20 protein-coding genes and 1 other RNA gene are annotated in these 21,647 nt (G+C 49.7%); 12 read left to right on the top strand and 9 right to left on the bottom strand.

Going from position 1 to position 21,647, the window contains the following annotated elements; translation table 11 throughout:
• The first annotated feature begins 2 nt into the window (after positions 1-2).
• The 5 genes from DCW36_RS11825 to DCW36_RS11805 all read left to right on the top strand — a co-directional run bounded on the left by DCW36_RS11825 (position 3) and on the right by DCW36_RS11805 (position 5,730).
• Positions 3-1,283 (top strand): CDP-glycerol glycerophosphotransferase family protein, encoded by a 1,281-nt coding sequence (locus tag DCW36_RS11825; protein WP_240676150.1) that lies wholly within the window; start codon positions 3-5, stop codon positions 1,281-1,283.
• A gap of 106 nt (positions 1,284-1,389) precedes the next feature.
• Entirely contained in the window at positions 1,390-2,742 is a 1,353-nt protein-coding gene (locus DCW36_RS11820; protein WP_114781514.1) for a polysaccharide deacetylase family protein, read from the top strand.
• Positions 2,743-2,815: 73 nt separating this feature from the next.
• On the top strand, positions 2,816-4,291 hold the full coding sequence (locus tag DCW36_RS11815) for a lipopolysaccharide biosynthesis protein (protein ID WP_114781513.1): 1,476 nt from the start codon (positions 2,816-2,818) through the stop codon (positions 4,289-4,291).
• A 172-nt stretch (positions 4,292-4,463) separates the two neighbouring features.
• The gene (locus DCW36_RS11810) at positions 4,464-5,021 is read left to right on the top strand and encodes a hypothetical protein (RefSeq protein ID WP_114781512.1); all 558 of its coding nucleotides are present in this window, start codon (positions 4,464-4,466) and stop codon (positions 5,019-5,021) included.
• A gap of 175 nt (positions 5,022-5,196) precedes the next feature.
• On the top strand, positions 5,197-5,730 hold the full coding sequence (locus DCW36_RS11805) for a nuclear transport factor 2 family protein (RefSeq protein ID WP_114781511.1): 534 nt from the start codon (positions 5,197-5,199) through the stop codon (positions 5,728-5,730).
• A 141-nt stretch (positions 5,731-5,871) separates the two neighbouring features.
• On the opposite strand, the gene DCW36_RS11800 is transcribed toward DCW36_RS11805, so the two are convergent.
• Both DCW36_RS11800 and DCW36_RS11795 read right to left on the bottom strand, forming a co-directional pair.
• Positions 5,872-6,966, bottom strand: a complete 1,095-nt coding sequence (locus tag DCW36_RS11800) for a Gfo/Idh/MocA family protein (RefSeq protein WP_114781510.1) — start codon at positions 6,964-6,966, stop codon at positions 5,872-5,874.
• Complete coding sequence (locus DCW36_RS11795; protein WP_114781509.1) at positions 6,959-8,095, bottom strand: DegT/DnrJ/EryC1/StrS family aminotransferase; 1,137 nt, start codon at positions 8,093-8,095, stop codon at positions 6,959-6,961. Before DCW36_RS11795 ends, DCW36_RS11800 begins: the two co-directional genes overlap by 8 nt.
• Positions 8,096-8,394: 299 nt before the next feature.
• On the opposite strand from DCW36_RS11795, the gene DCW36_RS11790 reads away from it, so the two are divergent.
• A complete protein-coding gene (locus tag DCW36_RS11790) occupies positions 8,395-9,036 on the top strand; it encodes a hypothetical protein (RefSeq protein ID WP_125185336.1) in 642 nt (213 codons plus the stop codon).
• Here the strand turns inward: DCW36_RS11790 and DCW36_RS11785 are convergent.
• From DCW36_RS11785 to ffs, 5 genes are all read right to left on the bottom strand, one after another.
• Positions 9,033-9,935, bottom strand: a complete 903-nt coding sequence (locus DCW36_RS11785) for a glycosyltransferase (RefSeq protein WP_114781507.1) — start codon at positions 9,933-9,935, stop codon at positions 9,033-9,035. The genes DCW36_RS11790 and DCW36_RS11785 overlap by 4 nt on opposite strands.
• The gene (locus DCW36_RS11780) at positions 9,925-10,635 is read right to left on the bottom strand and encodes a cell division ATP-binding protein FtsE (protein ID WP_114781506.1); all 711 of its coding nucleotides are present in this window, start codon (positions 10,633-10,635) and stop codon (positions 9,925-9,927) included. Before DCW36_RS11780 ends, DCW36_RS11785 begins: the two co-directional genes overlap by 11 nt.
• A 6-nt stretch (positions 10,636-10,641) precedes the next feature.
• Entirely contained in the window at positions 10,642-10,845 is a 204-nt protein-coding gene (locus DCW36_RS11775; RefSeq protein WP_114781505.1) for a fructose-6-phosphate aldolase, read from the bottom strand.
• Between the two features lie 104 nt (positions 10,846-10,949).
• Positions 10,950-11,606, bottom strand: a complete 657-nt coding sequence (fsa, locus tag DCW36_RS11770; RefSeq protein WP_114781504.1) for a fructose-6-phosphate aldolase — start codon at positions 11,604-11,606, stop codon at positions 10,950-10,952.
• Between the two features lie 115 nt (positions 11,607-11,721).
• An RNA gene (ffs, locus tag DCW36_RS11765) (signal recognition particle sRNA small type) lies at positions 11,722-11,819 on the bottom strand.
• A gap of 403 nt (positions 11,820-12,222) precedes the next feature.
• Between ffs and guaA the strand changes: the two genes are divergently transcribed.
• The 5 genes from guaA (at position 12,223) to DCW36_RS11740 (ending at position 18,329) form a co-directional block, all read left to right on the top strand.
• Complete coding sequence (gene guaA / locus DCW36_RS11760; protein WP_114781503.1) at positions 12,223-13,752, top strand: glutamine-hydrolyzing GMP synthase; 1,530 nt, start codon at positions 12,223-12,225, stop codon at positions 13,750-13,752.
• A 68-nt stretch (positions 13,753-13,820) separates the two neighbouring features.
• Positions 13,821-15,539 carry an ABC transporter substrate-binding protein gene (locus tag DCW36_RS11755; protein WP_114781610.1) on the top strand — a complete coding sequence of 573 codons (1,719 nt, stop codon included), beginning with the start codon at positions 13,821-13,823 and terminating at the stop codon, positions 15,537-15,539.
• A 22-nt stretch (positions 15,540-15,561) separates the two neighbouring features.
• Complete coding sequence (gene hemL, locus DCW36_RS11750) at positions 15,562-16,857, top strand: glutamate-1-semialdehyde 2,1-aminomutase (RefSeq protein WP_114781502.1); 1,296 nt, start codon at positions 15,562-15,564, stop codon at positions 16,855-16,857.
• A gap of 269 nt (positions 16,858-17,126) precedes the next feature.
• The gene (dcd, locus tag DCW36_RS11745) at positions 17,127-17,663 is read left to right on the top strand and encodes a dCTP deaminase (protein ID WP_114781501.1); all 537 of its coding nucleotides are present in this window, start codon (positions 17,127-17,129) and stop codon (positions 17,661-17,663) included.
• A gap of 228 nt (positions 17,664-17,891) precedes the next feature.
• Positions 17,892-18,329 carry a hypothetical protein gene (locus tag DCW36_RS11740; protein WP_114781500.1) on the top strand — a complete coding sequence of 146 codons (438 nt, stop codon included), beginning with the start codon at positions 17,892-17,894 and terminating at the stop codon, positions 18,327-18,329.
• Positions 18,330-18,429: 100 nt separating this feature from the next.
• Here DCW36_RS11740 and gldC read toward each other — a convergent pair whose 3' ends face one another.
• Positions 18,430-18,774, bottom strand: coding sequence for a gliding motility protein GldC (gldC, locus tag DCW36_RS11735; RefSeq protein WP_114781499.1), 345 nt, complete (start codon positions 18,772-18,774; stop codon positions 18,430-18,432).
• A 72-nt stretch (positions 18,775-18,846) separates the two neighbouring features.
• Here gldC and DCW36_RS11730 point away from each other — a divergent pair, with 72 nt between their 5' ends.
• Complete coding sequence (locus DCW36_RS11730; protein ID WP_125185335.1) at positions 18,847-19,875, top strand: endonuclease/exonuclease/phosphatase family protein; 1,029 nt, start codon at positions 18,847-18,849, stop codon at positions 19,873-19,875.
• A gap of 139 nt (positions 19,876-20,014) precedes the next feature.
• On the opposite strand, the gene DCW36_RS11725 is transcribed toward DCW36_RS11730, so the two are convergent.
• The gene (locus DCW36_RS11725) at positions 20,015-21,349 is read right to left on the bottom strand and encodes a sensor histidine kinase (RefSeq protein ID WP_128396969.1); all 1,335 of its coding nucleotides are present in this window, start codon (positions 21,347-21,349) and stop codon (positions 20,015-20,017) included.
• Between the last annotated feature and the right edge of the window lie 298 nt (positions 21,350-21,647).

Genomic DNA, 21,647 nt, shown 5'->3' with positions numbered 1-21,647 from the left:
AGATGCTTGAAAAAACAGCAGCGCTATACCGCAAAATTCTCCACATCCGGCTAACCGATACGTTTGCCGGGCTTCCGCCGCATGCCCTGGAGCCGGTATCGCCAAACAACCCGTTGAAGCGTCTGCTTAAAGTGCTGCTTTACACCGGCGGACGGCTGGTGCTCAACCTGTTCAAAGTAAATAAACCAATCGGCCACCTGCAGGGAAAAGTCTGGCTCTACGTGGTCAGCCAGAACAACTACGACTCGCTCCGGTTCCTGGCAGAGGCACTACCGGATACCGCCTTTGTGGCAGGTCAAAACAAGAACATCGGTAAATATGGCAAACAGGTAAACAGGCTGTCCTTCCGCTTTAAACTTCTTTACTACTACAAATTTCCCTTTGTACTCTGGTCGCTGTACAAGTCGCACGGCCGCAGAGCGTTGCGTTTTTTCGACCTGGTGTACGATGCCATCGGCTTTTACGAAATCTACCTGCGGCTGCTGAAGCAATACAGGCCTGCCGCCATTGTGTTTGCCAACGACCACAATGCCGATGCCCGGGCCATGCTTTATGCCGCCAAAGCGCACAGCATACCCACCATCTACATTCAACACGCCAGTGTGAGCACCAGCTTCCCGCCGCTTGAGCACGACCTCAGCCTGCTGGAAGGCCAGGATGCGCTCGACAAGTACAAACAATGCGGCCCGATACGGGGCGAAGTGCAGTTCATTGGCATGCCCAAAGCGGATGTGTATATCCAGCACCGCAAAGCCGCCACTCCTGTGCGTTACCTGGGCATCTGCTGCAACACCATCGACAGCACCCAGGGGATACGAGCGGTGGTGCAACTGCTCACGCAGAAGTTTCCGGAATTGCAGCTGACCGTAAGGCCCCATCCCCGCGACACCCGCGATTTCAGTTTTCTGCAAGCGCTAAACCCACATATCGTTTTGTCAGACGCCAAAAAGGAAAATGCTTTTGATTTCCTCCTGCACCAGGACCTGATAATTGCCGGCGATTCCTCCATTCACCTGGAAGCGGTCATGCTCAACATTCCGGGGATTTATTATAAATTTGATAAAGATGTGGCGCTGAACGATTACTATGGCTACGCACAGCAGGGGCTGGTGGAGCAGGCAAATGCTGCACCGGAACTGGCAGCGTTAATCCAAAGCTACAGGCAGCATCGTCCGGATGTGTACCTGCGGGCGCAGTATTATAATGCCACTGTTGGTACAGCAAACGATGGCAGGAGCAGTGAACTGGCTATAACGTATATCAGGGAGTACTTAAAATTTTGAATTGCATGTGGTATCGGGAGAGCAGTGGCAGGATTAACCTGTATCTTTTTTGTTCCCCTTTGATTGGAGACTTTTCCACAGTTCCTACATCTCACGCACAAAAAGAATGGACGCTGCTATAAACTACATCCTCTCCCACTTCCACCGCCTCTACCCGCAAGCGGCCGCTGTTCCGGTAGCCTGGGGTACGGAAGCTGCCGCAACAGGTGTCTGCATCCGGAAATACAGCGGAGATTTCTTTCAGCAGCAGTCACCACACCCACTGCAGGTTGTCTGGAAGGAGTGGCAGGGAAAGCAGGTACCTTTCTTTTTTGAGGAGGATGCTGAGCCTGAGCTCATCAGTTACTACAGCGGCAGCGCCACCATCAACTACGACATCATTTCCTCGGCTTTTTACCTGCTCAGCGGCTGGCAGGAATACCACAGCACCACCCACGACAGCTTTGGCCGCTTCCCCTACAGCGCCAGCATGCAGGCAAAGCATGGCTTCCTTACAAAACCGGTCGTCAACTATTACTTCGGCATTCTGAAAGAGACGATGGAGAAATCTACCCGGGTGCGGCTGGTGCAGAAGCAGTGGCCCGGGCAGAAAAGCTTCGCCACCTGCCTCACCCACGACATCGACCGGATAAATTCAGCCTGGAAAGTAGCCGGGGTACAGCGCTTAAAAAAGGGGCAGCTCCTCCCCTTCGCTAAACTGGCCCTGCGCAAACTTAGCGGGAAAGATGCCTGGCACAATATCCCGGAATTAATGGTCTTTGCCGCTGATCATCACCTGAAAGCCACTTTTTTCTGGATGGCAAACAGTGCAAAATATCACGGCCATCCCAACTCGGATTACGATGTTGCTTCTCCGGAAAACCAGCGGCAGCTACAGTCGTTGCTGCAGGCCGGGCACGAGGTGGGGCTGCATGGCGGCTTCGGCACTTCCGCCAGCGTACATCAACTGCAACAGGAGGCCCAAGAGTTGAGCGTACCGGTACATGGAAACCGCTTCCATTACCTCTCCTATGCCCCCCGCACCACCCCGCAGGTACTCGACGAAAGCGGACTCCGTTACGACACTACGTTGGGCTTTGCCGAACATGTTGGTTTCCGGAACTCCTTCTGCCACCCCTTCTATCCCTTCGATTTTAAAAGCCAGCGCGCCCATCGCTTCCTGGAGCTGCCCCTCTGCCTGATGGATACCACGCTCTACAACCCGCAGTACATGCACCTGCGTCCGTCGGAGGTGCTGCCCTTGCTGCGCCCCATGCTGCAGGAAATTAAGGAATTCGGCGGGCTGCTTACGCTGCTGTGGCACAACGAAAACCTGTCGGACTACCCCGAGCGCCCCCTCCCGGAGCAGGAGAGGCAGTGGTGGCAGGTGCTGCAAAGTATCCTGGAAGAAACAAAAGCTCAGGGATCAACTTTCCTCACCTGCTCCGAAGCAGCTGATGTCTTTTCAACTACTACTTAATTTTTGAGGCTGGTGTGGTGGCAGACTGAACGATTAGCCTTAGTTTTGCAGGCTTAAAGCACTTGCGCCTTTCATGGGAAAACTACAGCGGGAAGGAATCTGGAATACCATCGTATCTTATGCCGGAATTGGCATCGGGTATGTCAATACGGTGCTGCTGTACCCCAACATCCTGGAAGAGGACCAGGTAGGACTTACGCGGCTGCTGATGGCGCTCGCCCTCATGTATGCTCAGTTTTCGGCGCTGGGCTTTAACAGTATGAGCGCCCGCTACTTCCCCTATTTCCGAAACAAGGAAAAAGGGCACCACGGCTTCCTGTTCCTGCTGCTCCTGGTCCCCATCATCGGCTTTGCCATTGTCACCTTCCTTTTTATCGGGGCCAAACCGCTGGTGGTGCACTGGTACCAGGACAGTTCCCAGCTGCTCCTCGACTACTACTATTACATCATTCCGCTGGCATTTTTTACGCTGCTGCTCAACCTCTTCACCTCGTACCTGCGGTCGCACTACAAGACCATTGTTTCGTCGTTTGTACAGGATTTCCTGCTGAAGTTTCTGTCGCTGGTGCTGGTGCTGGTGTATTCGCTGGGCTTTATGAGCTTCCAGTCCTTTGTGATTGCTTTTGTTGGAATCAATTCTCTCCTGGTGCTGGTGCTGATTGTGTATACCATGTGGCTGAAGCAGCTGTTCCTGATGCCATCTTCGGCAGTGCTGCGCATCTTCCCGCTGCGGGAGCTACTCAACTATGGCTTCTTTACGTTCCTGGGCACCATCTCTACCACCATCATCACCACCATCGACCAGTTCATGATCAGCGCCTACAGCCTGAGCGACAATGCTGTCTACTCTACCGCTTTTTTCATGACCACGGCCATTATGATTCCCGCCAAGTCGGTTTTGAAAATAGCGTACCCGCAGGTGGCGGATTACTGGAAAGACCGGGACCTGGGAAATATGGGCAAGCTCTACAAGCAGATCACGCTCGTAAACCTGATCCTGGGGCTGTTGCTGGCGATTGGCATCTGGGCCAACCTCGACAACCTGTTCTCGTTTATGCCCGAAACCTACAGCGCCGGCCGCTACGTGGTGCTGTTCATGTCGCTGGCCCGCCTGATTGACCTGGCCACGGGCATCAACGGCATCATCCTGGCTACTTCCGACAAGTACCGCTGGGACCTGCTGTTTAACATGGTACTGGCGGTGCTCACCATCTGGACGAACTATTATTTCATCCCACTCTACGGCATCAACGGTGCTGCCTTTGCCTCCATGCTTTCCTATACCAGCATCAACCTGGCCCGTTTGTTTTTTGTGCAGTACCTCTACAAGCTGCAGCCCTTTGCCTGGAGTTCTGCCATCATCACGGTAATAGCCATCGTTGCCCTGGGTGCTTCTTACCTCCTGCCCTACCTGGGCAACGTGTTCCTCGACATGCTGGTGCGTTCCCTCCTCATCACCGTCATCTACGGCAGCCTCACGCTTGGCCTGAAAGTGTTTCCGGAGATGAACCAATGGCTGCTGGAGCTGTTGCGAAAGGTTTGGAAGTAGAAAAAATCTGCTGCAGCTGTCACCACAGCCTCTGCTGTTGCTTGTAAGTTTAAAGAAACCTGCTAAAAGTTGAATAACATACAGAGGGAGGCTATATTGAATAACAAATATACTATGGCTGCTTCAGCTTCCGAACGCACTGTGCAGCAGCTTCTAAAGAAACATATTTACAATGAAAACATACCTGTTTTTTCTGTTCATTATATTTACCGGCACGACATACGGACAGAGCAAGTACAGCTACATACACTTTAACAGCCTTATTGAAGTTAAGGGGACAGAATTTGTAATTGCCTCGATTGATAACAATTCGAAACTGGCAAATAATGAAACTACATATCTCCTCTTCCTGGATACAAACACAGGAAACTCTGTGCAAGTTGATATTCCAAAAGGCGGTTATGTGCGCAAAATTGAACAGGTAAAAATCGATAGTCTTGGGATTAATAAAATTATTATTACAGCCAAAACCGTTGACCTGGACCAGAAGAATGGAATTGATTGGACCGATCCAGAGCAAATATTAGTGCTGTCGCCAGATGGAAAGGACAAGAAGCAGATTACTGATGCTAACTTCTTTACAAGGGTCTGGACAGTTAACAGACAAACAGGAACTTTGGTAATTACAGGTCACTATGACACAAACGAAAACGGCAAATATGACAAGAAAGATCAGAATATGATTCTGCTGATAGATCTAAAAACGCTGGAACTAAAAAGTCAATTATAGAAAACCGCTTCTGGGTGTAGTTACAAACTACGCTCAGGTTCTGGTTCTATCCACATCAAAAAAAGCTCAACCAAAATGGTCAATATTTTCGTAAAATAATCACAAACAATACAAAATTAGAGTTAACTATCCAAATTGTGAATTAAATATACTTTAACTTAAAATTAGCGGCAAAATGAAAGCGTTTCTTGCTCCTGCTCTAATAATTATTTTTCTTGTGGCTTGTAATAAGTCTGAAAAGCCAACCAGCCAAACCTCAGCAGGAAATCAAACGCTTGCTACCCAGACTGCCATAGACACAACAAAGGCCAGGCAGGAGCTGAATACGATGGCTGACGAGATTCACAGCTTGTTTAAGAAAAAGGACATTGCCTTTATCGACAAGTATATGGCAAAAGATGGTATTTATTTAGGAACTGATCCGGGTGAAGTATTGAATTATGACGACTTCAGAGCTCAAGAGCAAGAGATGTTTAATGACACTTCAGTTAGTATCCCAGATTATAAAATTTCACGGCGGGACATCGTTATTCATGGGGCATCCGCCCTGATTGTTGATCAGTTCTATTTTCCCGATATCAGCGAAAAAGTAATGCTAAGAAACATTAGCCACGCACGACATGAGCAAGGCAAGTGGGTAGTTGATATGTATTCCTGGAATTTTATTCCTAAAAATGAAGATGTTCCGAAAATTAATCAGGCACTTTAGAGGGTAGACTGCCGCACAAAGACTCAAAAAATTAAAGCCAGGTAAGCTTCCTACTGGCAATTCAGGTTGCCATTCAACAACGACTTGCGCTGTTACTGGCGCTTACACCGAAAATAATTAGCTGAGTTTGTAACAGAAAGGCTACTCCCCATCATCACTCAAAACCCGTTCTTTAGCAGCCTTCGCCTCCACACCTGTGGCCTCTTTCTTCTTCAGGCTGTAAATCCGCTCAATCATCTCCACTACCTTCAGGCCGTCGTGGGCATTCGTAGTAGCGGTGGTCTCATTTCTAAGTGTACTGATGACGTTCTCGATTACGAACTGGTGGTTGGCGGCGCTGCCGGTGTAGGCGCCGTAGTTGTTGGCGGGCTGGCAGGGCTGCAGCTCCGGCACCTCGTAGTTCAAAATGTTGCAGTACTCCACCTTGTTCATGTACTGGCCGCCTACTTTAATACTGCCGTTTTCGGCAACCAGCGTGATGCTGCTCTCCAGGTTCTGGCGCGGCACGGCGGTAGTATAGTTAAAGGAGCAAAGGCCACCCTTCACAAATTCGAACTGGATAAAGCCGCTGTCTTCGAAGTCGGTGAGCTGCTGGTGGTTGAAGTCACGGAACTGGCCTTTGATGTTGGTGATATCGCCAAAGAGCCAGTAGAGCATATCTACGAAATGGCTGAATTGCGTGAAGAGGGTGCCGCCGTCCTGTTTGCCGCAGCCACGCCAGTTGGTGCCGCTGTAGTAGCGTTCGTCGCGGTTCCAGAAGCAGTTTACCTGCACCATATACAGTTGCCCGAGCACGCCGCTTTCCACCACCTCCTTCAGCCACACAGCCGGCGGACTGTAGCGATTCTGCATCACACAGAAAATATGACGCTGTTTTTCCTCTGCCACGGCCAGCATTTCAGCCGCATGCAGCGTGTCCAGCGCCATCGGCTTCTCACACACCACATGGTAGCCCTGCTTCAGGCCTTTGATGGTGTGCGGGTAGTGCAGGTAATTGGGCGTGCAGACACAGAGCACATCGGCAGGTACGCCAGCAGCCAGAAAAGTCTTCAGGGAACTGAAAGCCGGAACACCCGGGTAAGCAACAGCAGCTTCCTCCACGAAACCCGGACGGGTGTCGATGAGCGCCACCAGTTCCGCATCGGGGTTGTTCCGAATCAGGAACGCATGTCGCCCGCCGATATGCCCTACACCTACTACTGCGAACTTTACTTTTGCTGGTAAACGTTTAGCCATGTTGCTCTAAATATGTTTTAGTATGTTGTGCAATGTACTCCTGTTGCTCCTGTGTTAGCTCCGAATGCATGGGCAACGACAGCACTTGCTGCGACAGCATTTCCGACACCGGCAAATCGCCGGACTGGTAGCCCAGGTAGCGGTACGCCTCCTGCAAATGCAGGGGCTGCGGGTAATACACCATACTCGGGATATGATGCTGCCGGAGATGCGCCTGTAATCCGTCGCGTAGCCGCGCCGGTACTTTTAGGGTATACTGGTGGAAAACATGCGTACTGTAGCTGCAACGTGCAGGAACTTCTAAAGATTCCGTTTCGGCAAAAAGCCTGTCGTAAACAGCTGCTACGCGTTGCCTGCCCGCATTGAAATCACCGATATAACCCAGCTTTACCTCCAGCATAGCCGCCTGCAGCGTGTCGAGCCGGGAGTTGATACCCACCTTTTCAAATTTATACTTTTCCGACTGCCCGTGATTTGCAATTTTCTGAATACAGGCCGCCAGGCGGGAATCGTTGGTAAAAACGGCTCCTCCATCTCCCATGCCCCCCAGTGGTTTGGAAGGGAAAAAGGAAGTGGTCGCCACATCTCCGATAGCACCTGCATACTTACTGGTGCCATCGGGCCAGGTATAGACAGCACCCAGCGACTGGGCATTATCTTCAATAAGATACAGTTTATGTTTTGCAGCCACAGCCACCATTTCCGCCATGGCAGCACATTGCCCGAACAGGTGCACCGGAACAATGGCAGCGGTGGCAGGTGTAACAGCCTCTTCAACCGAAGCCGGATCTAAATTAAACGTATCCGGATGCACATCGGCAAAAACAGGTTTCAAGCCCAGCAGGGCTACCACTTCAGCTGCTGCCACATAGTTAAAAGCCGGCACAATCACCTCGGCCCCTGCCGGAAGTTCCAGCGCCATCAGGGCCAGTTGCAGCGCATCGGTACCGTTCGCACAGGGAATGGCATGATCCACCTGCAGGTAGTTTTCCAGCTTTCTGCAGAATGACTGCACCTGCGGCCCGTTAATGAACGCCATCGATTCCATTACTGCACTAAAGGCCTGGTCCAGCTCCGGTTTCAGCCGTGCATACTGCGCCTTCAGGTCAACCATTTTAATATCTTCCATCCCGTAACGGTACTTTCTTAACCAGTGGAGTTTTGAATAACCTGCTCTACCTGTTTTCCGGCAGCCAGGCAAAGCACTTTATGATCTGCTAAATATAAGAAAAATAGTGTTTACAAACCTATGTTCGTAGCAAACGAGGCCGCAACACCTGTTGCAGGTTCAGGCAACCTGACTGCTATAGCAGCTTATTTCTCTTTATACGCCTTTTTTCCGCTCTTCCGGGAGTTTATCGGCAAAAACGAAACTTTACGTAGCATGCGGCGTTCCTTGACTAATATCCACCAAAAATGTAATCTGGTATGACGCGATCCTATTTTACTTTTGTAGCAGTGGCTATTGCCCTACTTTCATTTTCCTGTTCAGGCTCTGAAGAGAAAAATAAAATTCCGGAAGGAGAACAGGCTTACAACGAATTCAGAAGTTTTGTAGTAGCAACAGAAGAAGACGCAGAATCAGAAGAACAAATTGATATTAAAGACACGACCATTGCCCGCCAGGAAATTGATTCGCTTAGATCCCAATACGATACCCTCACCCTGAGAGTAGATAAATATGTTACCCAGTACATTCCACCCCAGCGGGAAGAACTCCTGGATTTACGGGAGCGATTTAAAAGCGCCGTTGATAAAAAAAAGCAGAAAAACGAAGAGGCAAGCAGGCGCTACGAATTACGCCGGAAGCTGTTGGGGATAGAAATAAGCTCTGACGATTTAACCGAAATTACACCCGCCAACATTAAAACAGTCTACCTGAACTTTGTAAACACGGTTTCGCAGGAAATGAGCGCTTATTCTGAAAGCGACTGGCAATTGATTGAAGGGTTCTGGAATGCCCTGAACAACAGGAAATCAGAACTACAGGACAAAATAGAACCGGCAGACCAACGCATTATTGCTGATAAACAGGAAGAATTCCTGGTATTAAACAAAAGAAGAAGTTAAAGCTGCGTGTCGTTCTGCAGCTTGCGGGTAAACAAAAACAAGCGGTAAAGGTCGAAAAAGAACATGCTTGGCCGCGTAGCATACAAATTTTTCCTGATAATTTTACGCATGCCCCGGTAGGCGCTAAGGAAACTTTTCTCCAGCCCCTTTTCCTGTAACAGCTTATAGGCTTTCACCAGTTTCAGGGTATCCAGCTGCTCTCCGCGGACATATAGTTTTACCAGGTTTGCCACCGCCTGCTCTGTTTTTGCCAGAAATACGTCTGTCGGCTCCAGGCCCAGGTGCACAGCCGGATTTTCAATGTGTTTTACCTGTACTCCCTGCCGCTCCAGTTGCAGGGCAAAAAGGGTATCTTCGTGCCCGTAGTCTTTCAGGCTTTCGCACAGCTGGTACTGCAGGAAAAGCGCTTTTTTCACCAGCACGTTGCTCAGAAAAATATTTTTGTAAGGTTCTTTCCGTCGTTCGTCCACAGTTTTAGCTGCACGCTGCCCATATTTCCAGTGCAGGCGGTAAATTCGGTCAGGCGCCTCCTGCTGATAGGCCACACCACCAGCCACCACAGCCTCGCCTGCTGCTTCGTGCAGGTAATACGACACAAAATCTTTACGGGAGGGCAGGCAATCGTTGTCCAGCATCAGCAGGTACTCATAAGCAGCCGCTGTTGCCAGTTTATTCCGGATGGCTGCGCGCCCTATGTTCTGTGGCAGTTCCTGGTAGATGACGTGCGGCAGCTCGGCGAGCTGCCGGTTTATTGCACGAATGCGTTCTTCTGAGGCATCGTCGAACAAAAGGATTTCATACTTCACAGCCTGCTGCCGGCACTGCGCATGCAGTTCCGTTACCAGGGGCCGCACATCGTTGTTAAAGACAGGAATGAGTATGGATAACTCAGTAATCATTGGCAAGCCGGAATTCCTCTACATTCGAGTCAAGCACTCTTCCTTCTTTGCACTTAAGTACACGCTTGGGATAGCGGTTGATAATTTCGTAATTGTGTGTGGCCATGAGTACGGCGGTACCGCTGTTGTTTATTTCCAGGAAAAGCTTCATGATGTCGTCGGCCACGCGTGGGTCCAGGTTACCGGTAGGTTCGTCGGCAAAAAGGATTACAGGTTCGTTGAGCAGGGCACGCGCAATTACCACCCGCTGTTGCTCCCCGCCCGAAAGCTGGTGCGGCATTTTAGCCGCTGCTGCTCCAAGACCAACCCGCATCAGTACTTCCGAAATACGCTGTTTGGTTTTGGATTTGTCTTTCCAGCCGGTTGCCCGCAGCACAAAGCTAAGGTTTTCGGCCACGGTACGGTCGAAGAGAAGCTGGAAATCCTGGAAAATGATGCCTACTTTCCGGCGCAGGAAGGGCACCTGCTTGAGTGACAGTCCGGTGAGGTTAAAATCGGCAACGGCAGCAGAACCCGAAAGCAGGGGCAGGTCTGCGTAAAGTGTTTTCAGCAAGGAGCTTTTCCCGCTTCCCGTGCGCCCCACCAGGTACACAAATTCGCCTTTTTCAACATCAAAACTGACATTGCTTAAAATGGTGTTTGAGTCCTGGTAAACCGCCACATCGCGCAGCGAAACCACCGGGGAAGAAGAAAAATTCATGCTTACTTAAATCTCTAATTTCTGTAGTTTCCCAAAATCAAGGCTGGCAATGAGCGCGGCCAGTGCTTCTTCTTTCCCGCCCAGCCCGTAGCGTTCCAGGTTCTTCAGGGGCCGGTCTGCCCTGAAATACGCGATGAGCACAAAGTTTTCGTCGCGCAGCTGGATATAGTCCGGAATTTTGGCTTTGCCTTTTACCTTGATGATGTACATTGATTTTTAAATTATGAATCGGAGATAATGAATGGTGAATCAGAAACGACGAGGAAAATTTGCAGCTTTCCTTCATTTCTGATCCAGAATCCATTAATCCATAATTATTTGTTTCCTTTGGCGTGGTCGGCCAGGAATTTGGCAAGTCCGTTATCGGTAAGCGGGTGGTTGAGCAGACCAGTGATAACATTTAGCGGACAGGTAACTACGTCAGCGCCAATCTCGGCACACTGCAACAGGTGCATTACGTGACGTACAGAAGCTGCCAGTACCTGGGTCTGGTAACCGTAGTTGCCGAAGATAGTTACGATTTGCTCGATCAGCTGCATCCCGTCGGTGCCCACATCATCCAGACGGCCAACGAAAGGAGACACGTAAGTTGCACCAGCTTTAGCAGCCAGTAACGCCTGCCCTGCAGAGAAAATAAGGGTGCAGTTTGTTTTGATGCCACGCTCGCTGAAGTAGCGGATAGCCTTCACGCCATCGCGTATCATCGGAACTTTGACAACAATGTTAGAGTGCAGTTCGGCCAGGGCCTCTCCTTCACGCACAATACCTTCATAATCTGTAGCGATTACTTCGGCACTGATGTCGCCATCCACAATTTCGCAGATCTGCTTGTAGTGGGCCATTACATTGTCGTGACCAAAAATACCTTCTTTGGCCATTAATGAGGGGTTGGTGGTTACGCCATCCAGCACGCCCATGTCGTGTGCTTCCTGAATTTCCTGCAGGTTAGCGGTGTCAATAAAGAATTTCATATTACAGCATATAGATTCAAACACAAATCTAATGCAATAATCTGAACCGTGAAATGTTAAGGGAGTTTTTTGAAAAAATAAATGTTGAAATAACACTTATGCAGAAAGGGCAAAAAAAGTGGCAAACCGACATCGCGCCGCTACAACCGTCTACCCTTGCTTGCTTCCGCACCTGGGGGAGTTCGACAGGAGCTGGCCGTGCCGATTTGCCGTTGCAAAAGTAGACACTTTTTTTCGTTTTGCAAACTTTTGTTGTAAAAAACCGGCGCAGCAGCGCTAACTAACTGAATGGCTGCAGATTTTTTTTCATCCTGAACAGTGGCTGTGGTGGCAGGCGCTGCAGAACTTGCGAGAGCCGGACGGCTTTGCCGGCACGCCCTGATACGATGCTGTAAACCGCCAGGTATGATCCCTCAAAGTAAAATGAGTCGCTGCTCCTCCCTCCATTGCCTCTGCACCTTTTGCATACAATATTTGGCAAATCAGCCGTTCCTTAACAAAGCCATTACCACCATCTAAGCTATAAAAATGCATTCTGCACCTGCCACCACACCCACTGCTGCTCAACAATCAAAATTTTATTAGCAAAAACTATAAAAGTGCCTTAATTTTGCACATGCCAGAAAAAATTCTCATTCTCGACTTTGGCTCCCAGTATACCCAGCTAATTGCAAGGCGGGTGCGTGAGCTTAATGTGTATTGCGAAATACATCCCTACAATCATGTTCCGGACCTGACCGATGAAGTAAAAGGTGTGATCCTCTCGGGCAGCCCCTGCTCCGTACGTGACCAGAACCACCCCACCATCGACTTGTCGCAGTACCTGGGCCAGCTGCCGGTGTTAGGCGTTTGCTACGGCGCCCAGCTGATTGCACACGAGCATGGCGGCGAAGTTACCCCATCTACCATCCGCGAATATGGCCGTGCCCGCTTATCGGAGCTGCACTCGACCAACCGCCTGATGAAAGAGCTTACCCCGGATTCGGTGGTGTGGATGTCGCATGGCGATACGATAAAAGAAATACCCGACAATATTGAAGTTATTGCCAGTACAGACTCTGTGCGTGTGGCTGCCTACAAGCTGCGTGACCAGGAAACCTACGGCATCCAGTTCCACCCGGAGGTAACGCATTCCACCGAAGGCAAACGCCTGCTCCGTAACTTCGTGGTGCACATCTGCGGCTGCGTGCAGGACTGGACCCCGGATCAGTTCATCGAAAACACGGTAGCAGAAATCCGCGAGACCGTTGGCAACGACAAAGTGGTACTTGGCTTGTCGGGAGGTGTAGACTCCAGCGTGGCTGCCATGCTGATCCACGAAGCCATCGGCAAAAACCTCTACTGTATTTTCGTAGACAACGGCCTGCTCCGCAAAGACGAATTCCAGAGCGTGCTCGACTCCTACAAGCACATGGGCCTGAACGTGAAAGGCGTTGATGCCAAAGATCGTTTCTATGCAGCTTTAGCAGGAATCTCAGACCCGGAACTGAAGCGCAAAGCCATCGGCCGCGTGTTTATCGAAGTATTCGACGACGAAGCGCACCAGGTAGAAGACGTGAAGTGGCTGGCTCAGGGTACCATTTACCCTGACGTAATCGAATCGGTAAGCGTGAAAGGTCCGTCGGCTACCATTAAGTCGCACCACAACGTGGGCGGGTTGCCTGACTTTATGAAACTGAAAGTGGTAGAGCCGCTCAAAACGCTGTTTAAAGATGAAGTGCGCCTCGTGGGCCGTACGCTTAAAATAGACGAAAACATCATTGGCCGCCACCCTTTCCCGGGACCAGGTCTGGCCATCCGTATTCTCGGCGACATTACAGCCGAAAAAGTACACATCCTGCAGCAGGTTGACCATATCTTTATCAGCAACCTGAAAAAGACAGGCTTGTACGACGAAGTATGGCAGGCCGGCGCCATCCTGACACCGGTACAGTCGGTGGGTGTGATGGGCGATGAGCGTACATACGAAAACGTAGTGGCCCTGCGTGCCGTAACAAGCGTTGACGGCATGACGGCAGACTGGTGCAGATTGCCTTATGAATTTTTGGCTGATGTTTCGAATGAGATCATCAACAAGGTAAAAGGGGTGAACCGCGTGGTGTACGACATCAGTTCCAAGCCACCAGCCACTATTGAGTGGGAGTAATGCTGATTTTGAAGGAGTGGCAGAACCTGGTTCCGTCACTCCTTCTTTCACTCATTTTAAAGAGGTTTATGAAGAAACGCTTTCTAAGGCACGTTGCAGGCTTCCTGTTTTCAGCTGCTCTCACCATAGCTGCTGCGCAGGCACAGCAGCTACAGAACTATGAAGTAAACTATAATAACGGGAAAGTACTGCTGAACCAGCAACGGTACGAGCTGGCCATGGCAGAGCTGTTGCCCGTTACGGTAAATGCAGCCGGCAACGCGTACGCTCCTGAAGCCACTTATCTCTACGCCCTGGCTGCCTTAAAAGCCCAAAAACCACAGGAAGCCGTGCTGATGCTGCAGCAGCTAAAAGCGCAGCACCCGCAGTGGTATGGCATGCCGGATGCCCATTACCTGCTGGCCAATGCCCTTTTTGAGCAACAGAAGTACGACGAAGCGCTGGCTGAACTAAATCTGATACGCGCAGCTTCCCTTTCCGCAGATGCAGAAACCCTCAAACGCTTCTACCTGATCCGCCTTACCGACCGGAAACAATACGAAAAGCTGCTGCAGCGCTACCCCAACGATAAACTTGTAGGCCAACTATATGCAGATAAACTGCTGGCAGGCTGGTATAAACCGGAAGACAAAGCTACGTTAGAAAGAATAGTAGCCAAATTCAACCTGGACCGGAACCAGTACTTACGCGCCGATGCCCTGCGCAAGGAAGCCTATAATGTAGCCCTGCTCCTCCCCTTCCAGCTCAACCAGGACCTGGCACAGACGGCTCGCAAAAACCAGTTCATCACAGACCTGTATGCCGGCATGAAACTGGCGCAGGACTCGCTGAGTAAGCAGGGAATCAACATCAATCTGCTGGCCTACGATACAGGCGCCGACACGACCAGTGCAAAGCAGGTGCTGGCAATGCCGGAGGTGAAACAGATGGACCTGGTGATTGGACCTGTCTATAAATCGACGGCCAGGTTAGCCTCCCGGTTTGCAGCTGAAAACAATGTAACCGTCATTAATCCGCTGTCGCAGGACCTGGAGGTAACCGGCAACAGCAACAATGTGCTGCTGTTTGAGTCGTCGGTGGCAACGCAGGCGCAGCAGGCGGCCACTTTTGCTTACCAGAACTTTTCGCCCAAAACGGCCATCATCATCGTCGAAAATAAAAAAGACGACACCACTTTTGCGCATCACTACCGCCAGCAGTTTATTAAGCTGGGAGGCAGGGTAAAAACCTACCGTAAAATAAACTCCGGTCAGGCAGCAGCAACAGCCAGCGTATTTAAAGGGCTGAACCTGGCCGATGTGGGGCACATGGCCGTTTTCTCCGAACAGATGACGGCAGCCGTAAATGCGACCAGCCTGCTAAGTGGCGAAGCAGCCAAACTGCCGCTCATCACCTACGACAAATGGCTGGATATTCACCAGATCACGCTCCGCCAGCTCGACAGGCTGGAGGTTTACTTTATATCTCCCAAATACATCGACAAAATGTCTCCTGCTGCCGCACAATTCAGGCAGAAATATTTAGAAAAGTATAACCTTCCCCCTTCTGTTTATGCCTATGCCGGTTTCGAAATGCTGTACTATTTTGGAACAATCTTAAGTGCACATGGCCCTGCCTTCACCCAGTCCCTGGCTACCATAGGTGTTAAACCAGGCGTTTTTTACCCGGGAATTGGCTATAAAAACACAGGCAGTCCCCAGGCGGAAGTCCGGAAAGATAACCAGTATATTCCCATTACCAAGTTAGAAAACCTGCAACTGGTGGTGGTAAACCCGGTTTCGTATTAAAAACACGACCTTACCCAACAACATGAAAGAAGCAAGCATCAGCAACGAACTTTTCCAGCGTGCCCAGCGCTCCATTCCGGGCGGCGTTAATTCACCAGTCCGGGCTTTTAAAGCCGTAGGCGGTAATCCGCTTTTCATCAAATCGGCAAAGGGAGCTTATATGTATGATGAAGACGGCAACCGGTACATCGACCTGATCAATTCCTGGGGTCCTATGATACTAGGGCACGCAGCCGACGTGGTACAGCAGGCTGTACAGGAAGCTATTCCCGGTTCGCTGTCGTTTGGGGCGCCTACCCGCAAAGAAATAGAGATTGCAGAGCTGATCGTGGAGATGGTGCCTTCTATCGAGAAGGTGCGCATGGTGAACTCGGGCACCGAGGCTACCATGTCGGCTATCCGGGTGGCCAGAGGCTATACCGGCCGCAGCAAAATCATTAAATTCGAAGGCTGCTACCACGGCCACGGCGATTCGTTCCTGATAGCCGCAGGCAGTGGCGCCATCACCCTCGGCGTACCCGATAGTCCCGGTGTTACCAAAGGGGTCGCCCTGGATACGCTAACCGCTCCGTACAACGATATAGAAGCTGTGAAGGCACTGGCAGCAGCAAATAAAGGAGAAGTGGCTGCCATTATCCTCGAGCCGGTTGCCGGCAATATGGGCCTGGTACTGCCACAGCCGGACTTCCTCCTGCAACTCCGCACGCTATGCGACCAGGAAGGTATCGTACTTATTTTTGACGAGGTAATGACCGGTTTCCGCCTGGCTCCCGGAGGCGCGCAGGAACTATTCGGGGTAACGCCTGACATGACAACGCTGGGCAAAATTATTGGCGGCGGTATGCCTGTGGGTGCTTACGGCGGTAAAAAAGAAATAATGGAATTTGTAGCCCCTGCCGGACCAGTCTACCAGGCAGGAACCCTTTCCGGCAACCCAATTGCCATGTCGGCAGGTATGGCCATGCTGCAGTTCCTGAAAAATAACCCGGGTGTTTACAAGCAGCTCGAGCAGACCACCACGAACATGGTGAACGGCATGAAACAAAACCTGCAGCAGCTAGGGCTGAACTACACCATCAACCAGGTCGGCTCCATGTTCAGCATCTTCTTTACACAACAGCCTGTCGTAGATTTCGCCAGCGCGAAAACCTCCGACACCGCCTTGTTTGGCCGCTACTTTAACAGCATGCTCAGCAAAGGCATCTACCTGGCCCCATCGCAATACGAAGCCCTGTTTGTGTCTACTGCCATTACCGATGAACTGGTATCAGAATACCTGCAGACCAATTTACAGGCCTTAAAGGAAGCACATTCCTGAAATTAAAAACTAACACGCAAGCCAAAAGCGGCGGTACCTCTACAGCAGGTTCCGCCGCTTTTTTTGTAAAAACCAGGAGAAGTTTCCGCAATATCAACCAATAGCCTTTTACAATTCTGCTGCCACAGCCACCATTCCCTCACCTCCTAAACTCCCAAACTTTCTAACTCCCAAACTCCCTAACTCCCAAACTTTCTAACTCCCAAACTCTCTAACTCCTAAACTCCTGCAGATTTTTCTTACATTTACAGTAGTTTTAGCGCATACCCATGATTTTAACCGATAAACAGATTTTAGAAGAAATGGCGAAGGGCACCATCCTGGTAGAGCCATTCGACCGCAAGTGTTTAGGCACCAATTCTTACGACGTACACCTTGGCCGCTACCTGGCCACTTACCGCGACGAGGTGCTGGACGCCCGCAGGCACAACGAGATAGATGTATTTGAAATTCCGGAAGATGGATATGTCCTGCAGCCGAACGTTTTATATTTGGGTGTTACGCGCGAATACACCGAAACCCATGCCCATGTACCTTTCCTGGAAGGTAAATCGAGTGTAGGCCGCTTAGGAATCGACATTCACGCCACTGCCGGGAAAGGCGATGTTGGCTTCTGCAACACCTGGACCCTGGAAATATCTGTTACACAACAGGTGCGGGTTTACCACGGCATGCCGATCGGTCAACTTATCTATTTCGAAGTAAAAGGTGGTATCGAAAATTATTACAACACCAAAGGAAGTGCAAAATACAACAAACGCACCATCACGCCGGTCGAATCCATGATGTGGAAAAATGAGTGGTAATTAAATCTGTTTTAAGCCATTAACGTAGAAAATAAGATATACAACCATAGGCCGGTCACGAATTGGCAGGCTTTTTGGGTGTATTGCAATACTTGATAGTAGACGGTTTATTTTAAAAAGTGCCTTTTTTATAGCGTCAGGGGAATTTTTTCCGGTGTTTAGACGTTATATTAACAGAACGCACTAATAAACCTAATACAAAGTAGAACTTATAAAACTATAGAAATTATGAAAAAGTTAATGGCATTATCTCTTCTGTTCTTTGGACTTATGTTCGGTTCACATGCAACCGGTAAAAATCCACTTGTAGAGAAAAGAGCATCTAACTTATCAAATAGAATGATCCGTGGATTGAGACTTAACAACTACCAGTCTACAAAGATAAGAGAGATAAATTCGGAATTAGCGGCCAAAATGCTTGCCGTAGAAGAAGCATACGCTGGCAACCAGCAAATGATCGATCAGAAAATGAAAGAGATTTATGCTGAGCGTGATCATGCGTTGGAGCGTGTTTTAAGTACTGCACAATATAACTCTTACTATGGTAACCGTAAGGTTTATAACCAGGAGGATAAAGAGTTTATGGCTAGCCTTAGAAACGGTACTGATACTGAGCAACAAGCTGAAAGTGTAGCTTCTGTTGATAAAACTGAATCTAATACCTAAGCAGCGCTTAGTTAAATTTAATTAATACAAACCTTCTAAATAAAACAGCAAGAGGCTGCCTTTTCGGGCAGCCTCTTGCTGTTTTATAGCGCAATAAATTTTACTGCTGCCCGTTTTCAGGAGCATTGCTCTGCAGGTGGTTCATCAGTTCTTCGCAAAGCGCGCGCATTTTACTGGCCATTACACTGTCGTTGGTAGCGGTCTGGATGCTCTGCGCCATGGCGCCGATGGTATCGATGTAAAAATACTTCATCTCGTCCACCGGCATATCCTTCGTCCAGAGGTCAATTTTCATGGTGCCGGCTTCGTCACGGTCCCATAATGAAATATTAATGGCCTTGGCAAAGTGTATTTTTTCTCCTGCATCGGTGGCTCTCCAGCTGATGGCTTCCGGTATCCGCTGGTCGTCCAGGGCAATGCTAAAGTATATTTCTGATTTTTTCATATTCGATTGATTAAACAATATACTATCTGATTCTCGTAGTAGGCAAAACTACTCACATAGGTACAAAGTTACATGATGCAACACGGATTCAAAACCTTAATTTCCCTTTTTGTGCTCGCTGCCCTGGCAGGGTGCTCCTCCATTACTCCTTTTTCGAAAAAAGGAAAGCTCCAGACAATTGCTTTTTACAACACCGGAAACCTTTATGACATTCAAAACAACCCTACTACCACCAACGACGATGACTTTTTGCCTACCGGCGCCATGCAGTGGGACCAGGCCAGGTATCAGGCAAAATTAAATGCGCTTGCAGCTGCCATCCAGCACATGGGTGGCAAAGGTGGTCCGGCTGTAATAGGACTTAGCGAAGTAGAAAACCGGCAGGTGCTCGAAGCGTTACTTAACATGCCTGCGCTCCGGAAACACGATTATGAATATATCCTGCACGAATCGGCGAAGGAGCCGGGGCTGGATGTGGCGTTGCTCTACAAACCCAATATCTTTAAGCTCAGCTCCCAACGCAGCATTCCGGTAAATGTAAACGAACGGAACTTTACAGCCCGCGACATACTGGAGGTGAAAGGCACGCTGCTGGGTGAGCCGGTAACCATTTTTGTAAACCACTGGCCCTCCGGCAGGGACAGCAGGAAAAGGGCCGCCGCCAACCTGCTGCGCAACCAGATAGCAGCCCTGCAGCAAGCAGACCCAACTGCCAACATCATCGTAATGGGTGACTTCGACGAAGTTCCCGGCTCTACTATCATGCGGCAGGCGCTAAAAGCAACCGGAAGACCCAACCCTGCTTATAACGAAGAGTTATTCAACACTTTTTACATTCAGCATGTACAGGGCAATGGCAGCTATTTCGGCAGAAATGGCTTTATGATGCTGGACCAGATCCTGGTTTCAAAATCTTTAGTCGATGCAGCGGGTCATCTGCAGTATGTCAGAGGTTCCGCCACCATCCATAGCCCTGCTTCGCTCAAAAGCCTGTACGGAAAATACAGAAACACCCCCCGCCCTACCTACAGCGGCACCACCTATTTTGGCGGCACCAGCGACCATTTCCCGGTTTATATTAAAGTACAGAAGGTAAAGTAGCCTGTTGCCTGTGCCGGACAGGTGCAGCGGCCATGGTGGCAGGAGCAGAGAACTTTTTTGCCGCAAAAACAGGCTAAAAGCAGAAAACAGGTTTGATAAATACTTCACTGTACCTGCCACCATAGCCGCTGCTGCACAACTAAGCTTCTTTAAGCGCAGGCAGTGTAATTAGAAAAGTCGTGCCCCTGTTTTCCTCGCTCTCGATGTCGATGGTGCCGTTGTGCTGCTCTACCAGTTTCCGGCTGATGCTCAGGCCAAGCCCTGTGGATGCTTCGCCGTTCAGGCCGCTCCTGCCTGCCTTCGAAAAAGGCTTGAACAGGTGCGGCTGCAGCTTCTGGGGTACGCCAATGCCATTATCGGAAATGCGCAGCAGCACGTTTTCGTCTGGTTGCGTAACACTTATATGAATCTGGCCATTTTCGGGCGTGAACTTGATGGCATTGGAGAGCAGGTTATCCATTACCCGCTGAAATTTCCCCTTGTTTAAATTTACATACAAGGCGCCTGTAGCCAACGACATTTCCAGTTTTCTGTTCCCCTTCAGCTGCCGTTGCCACTCTGCCTGGACCTCCTTCAGAAAAAGATTCAGGTCTGTTTTTTTCAAAGGGAAATCGGCTTCCTGCTCCAGGCGGGCAAGTTCCACCAGGTCATTGATGAGCGTGCGCGACCTTTGGCAACTGGACAGCACCAGCTCCAGGTAGTATGCTTCCTGCTGGGCCGAGAGCTTCTTTTTCTTGACCTGGGAAACCAGCATTTCGATGTTGGCAAGCGGCGACCGCAGGTCATGGGCCACCACTCCCAGAATCTCCGATTTTGCTTTGCTGATCTGTTGTATTTCCTTCTTTTGCGCCTCTATATTCTGCAGCTGGAGAAAATGATTGAGCCGGTAACTGTAAATCATGCGGGAGAGCACAAAAAAGCACGTCAGGATAAAAGCCGAGCCTATGCTGTTGAGCAGGAGTTGCTCATTGTCCAGTGCAGAAAAGTAGATGCCGGCAGTGAAGGTGGTGCTGACCAGCAGCATCAGCAGCAAGGTCTCCCGCAGCGAAAGGCTCCAGGCTACCGCCACACTCAGCGCTCCCAGCAAATACATGGTCATGTTGTTTTTGGGATTTTGCTGCGGCACAAACGAAACCGCCATACACCCCACTATAAATAACCAGGCATACAAGAAAGTAAAGCTCCTGACCAGTTTGTGTTTTTGCTGCAGATTTCGGTAAAAACGAATGAGGTAAACACCTGCCAGGGCTGCAGCTGATGTAAAGAAAAAGAAGCAGGTAATAATATTTAATTCGGCAGCCTTTGTTAGCAACCGGCCATAGGGTACAAAAATACGGCTGAAGAGCAGCAAGGAAGTGATCCCAAAGCTGCTCCCGGCAAATATCCTGACACTGGCTAAGTTCTGCGTAACATTCCCGCTGTTGAAGGCAGCACCGGAAGGCATAGGAGCAGACTTAAAAAAATAATATTTCAATAGTTAAGCGGCCTTAAATCAAATGCAATTTAAAACCTAAATTTAGGTATTCAGCAGCAAATGTATGGCAGGAAAGCGGAATTATTTCCAAAGGCACAAAATCAAATCATTCCAATTATCAGCCGGACGAGTGTTTCATGGCAGGAGCTAAGGGAATGGTGGCAGCTGTAGTACTGTTTTAGAAGCCAGATTCGGGACAAAAGGAGGCTGTAAACGGAACTGTGTCAAAGCAAGAAAATAATTAACTTAGCTTAAGCACAGTCACCATGGAAAAGAAATTTGATTTTGAGGCTTTTGA

The sequence above is a fragment of the Botryobacter ruber genome (assembly GCF_003347595.2).
Taxonomy (GTDB): domain Bacteria; phylum Bacteroidota; class Bacteroidia; order Cytophagales; family Hymenobacteraceae; genus Pontibacter; species Pontibacter ruber_A.
The sequence above is the reverse complement of the archived record's forward strand: the minus strand, read 5'-3'. Positions and strand labels throughout refer to the sequence as shown.

Excerpts from the sequence above, each read along its gene's own strand:
- guaA (WP_114781503.1), top strand. The coding sequence starts at position 12,223 with ATGCCAGAAAAAATTCTCATTCTCGACTTTGGCTCCCAGTATACCCAG.
- DCW36_RS11820 (WP_114781514.1), top strand. The coding sequence starts at position 1,390 with ATGGACGCTGCTATAAACTACATCCTCTCCCACTTCCACCGCCTCTAC.
- DCW36_RS11810 (WP_114781512.1), top strand. The coding sequence starts at position 4,464 with ATGAAAACATACCTGTTTTTTCTGTTCATTATATTTACCGGCACGACA.
- dcd (WP_114781501.1), top strand. The coding sequence starts at position 17,127 with ATGATTTTAACCGATAAACAGATTTTAGAAGAAATGGCGAAGGGCACC.
- DCW36_RS11785 (WP_114781507.1), bottom strand. The coding sequence starts at position 9,935 with ATGATTACTGAGTTATCCATACTCATTCCTGTCTTTAACAACGATGTG.
- DCW36_RS11780 (WP_114781506.1), bottom strand. The coding sequence starts at position 10,635 with ATGAATTTTTCTTCTTCCCCGGTGGTTTCGCTGCGCGATGTGGCGGTT.
- DCW36_RS11755 (WP_114781610.1), top strand. The coding sequence starts at position 13,821 with ATGAAGAAACGCTTTCTAAGGCACGTTGCAGGCTTCCTGTTTTCAGCT.
- DCW36_RS11795 (WP_114781509.1), bottom strand. The coding sequence starts at position 8,095 with ATGGAAGATATTAAAATGGTTGACCTGAAGGCGCAGTATGCACGGCTG.
- DCW36_RS11805 (WP_114781511.1), top strand. The coding sequence starts at position 5,197 with ATGAAAGCGTTTCTTGCTCCTGCTCTAATAATTATTTTTCTTGTGGCT.
- DCW36_RS11730 (WP_125185335.1), top strand. The coding sequence starts at position 18,847 with ATGATGCAACACGGATTCAAAACCTTAATTTCCCTTTTTGTGCTCGCT.
- fsa (WP_114781504.1), bottom strand. The coding sequence starts at position 11,606 with ATGAAATTCTTTATTGACACCGCTAACCTGCAGGAAATTCAGGAAGCA.
- DCW36_RS11800 (WP_114781510.1), bottom strand. The coding sequence starts at position 6,966 with ATGGCTAAACGTTTACCAGCAAAAGTAAAGTTCGCAGTAGTAGGTGTA.
- gldC (WP_114781499.1), bottom strand. The coding sequence starts at position 18,774 with ATGAAAAAATCAGAAATATACTTTAGCATTGCCCTGGACGACCAGCGG.
- DCW36_RS11815 (WP_114781513.1), top strand. The coding sequence starts at position 2,816 with ATGGGAAAACTACAGCGGGAAGGAATCTGGAATACCATCGTATCTTAT.
- DCW36_RS11775 (WP_114781505.1), bottom strand. The coding sequence starts at position 10,845 with ATGTACATCATCAAGGTAAAAGGCAAAGCCAAAATTCCGGACTATATC.
- DCW36_RS11740 (WP_114781500.1), top strand. The coding sequence starts at position 17,892 with ATGAAAAAGTTAATGGCATTATCTCTTCTGTTCTTTGGACTTATGTTC.
- DCW36_RS11790 (WP_125185336.1), top strand. The coding sequence starts at position 8,395 with ATGACGCGATCCTATTTTACTTTTGTAGCAGTGGCTATTGCCCTACTT.
- DCW36_RS11825 (WP_240676150.1), top strand. The coding sequence starts at position 3 with ATGCTTGAAAAAACAGCAGCGCTATACCGCAAAATTCTCCACATCCGG.
- hemL (WP_114781502.1), top strand. The coding sequence starts at position 15,562 with ATGAAAGAAGCAAGCATCAGCAACGAACTTTTCCAGCGTGCCCAGCGC.